Source organism: Limnospira sp. PMC 289.06 (assembly GCF_032350395.1).
Classification (GTDB): Bacteria; Cyanobacteriota; Cyanobacteriia; order Cyanobacteriales; family Microcoleaceae; genus Limnospira; species Limnospira platensis.
Map to the genome: position 1 here is coordinate 1 of NZ_JARPLC010000304.1, position 1,436 is coordinate 1,436.

A 1,436-nucleotide genomic window follows, 5' to 3' on the forward strand; every position below is an offset into this window, starting at 1 on the left:
GCCGTTACTCTCAACTTCATGCTATACTAGGTGGGTCACAACTCCCACCGTTCAAGCGTTCTGTCTTGACCTTGAGTCCCCTGCCTTGCTTAGATTTCTCTAAGCGTCGGGACATATAAACAGTTATGGGATGGTCAGGGAAGCGACTCCCTATATTCCACCAAGGGGTGGAAGTCCCACCGGGCAGTTATTTCGGGTATTGCAACCCTATGCGCGTGCCTGAACGTTTCGCACCTCCTTGTTAAGAGTACAGCAACCTCTCATTGTCCAGAGCTGTTTTATCATCGCGGGTGTGGCGATGTAGTAGCTGAAGGTTCTTGTATTCATCCTTTCCACCTTGGCTTCGAGGTATAATGTGGTCAACTTCAGCTAGGTCTGATGGGGTGAAATATTGCCCACACCAGGTGCACCTGCCTTTCTGTTTCTTAAGTAGTTTTGCTACTCTTGTTGGCGTGTCGATTGCTTGTCCCTTCCTGATTGCCCAGTAAGTCCAATTTCCGTCGTATGGTGTTGCGTCAGGGCGCACTAGGGTATGTCTGACAATCGGAGTCCAATTATGTTTCCAGAATTGGAATCCATCTTTGGTTTGGAATAACCAAGATTCATGCCTTTCTTTCCCATTACTAAGTTTAACCGTTCCATGTCTGAAATAGTTTCTTAGCTTTTCGTAACTTGCCTTTTCGCATCTTGATACTGTCCATGCCCGTAACATTAACCAGATTGTGTTATCTAGTTTGTCGAAGGTCTCTGATGAGACGACCCCTGAATAATAATTTGACCATCCCCGAATAATCGGATTTAGTTTACTTATCCGGGCTGACTGAGGTGCTGTTTTATGTTGTTTGATTACACCTTTAATCACTTCTGTATGGGCTTTAACTGCTTTACGGCTGGGTTTAATGTGGGTTTTGAATCCTAATAGTTTCCCATGTGGACTTTTCCCAGTTTTATGTTTTCCTGCCGGGTATTGCCTGATATTGAATCCCAGGAAGTCGAACCCTGGTTCCTCTGTTTTGCCATCATACTTAATAGGATTAAGCGTGTGGCAAATTCGAGTCTTTTCAGGTTTTATTTCTAGTCCAACAGGTTTTAACCATTCGGAGATAGCAGTTTGGCACTGTTCAATAATTTCGAGTGATGGTGATATCACTACAAAATCATCGGCGTATCTTATTAAGGTGGCTTGTACCTTTCCTTTTTTCTTGGGATACCCTGTTTCTATTAATCCAACCATTCCCAACAGTGCAATGTTGGCTAGTAGTGGACTTATTACCCCTCCTTGTGGTGTCCCTGCTTTTGTATCCTCAAACACGCCGTTGTCCAAAACACCTGATTTTAACCATTGTTTTAGGTCTCTTTTCAGGCTGCTTGGACAATGAATTTTGGACAGTAGGTAATCATGGTTCACGGTAAGAGCATTTTGTTAGGGGTCGAGA

Annotated in this window: 1 protein-coding gene; it reads right to left on the reverse strand. The window is 43.9% G+C overall.

What is annotated here, in order from left to right; translation table 11 throughout:
* Positions 1-241: 241 nt before the first annotated feature.
* Positions 242-1,408, reverse strand: a complete 1,167-nt coding sequence (locus P5674_RS24675; RefSeq protein ID WP_014274444.1) for a group II intron reverse transcriptase — start codon at positions 1,406-1,408, stop codon at positions 242-244.
* Between the last annotated feature and the right edge of the window lie 28 nt (positions 1,409-1,436).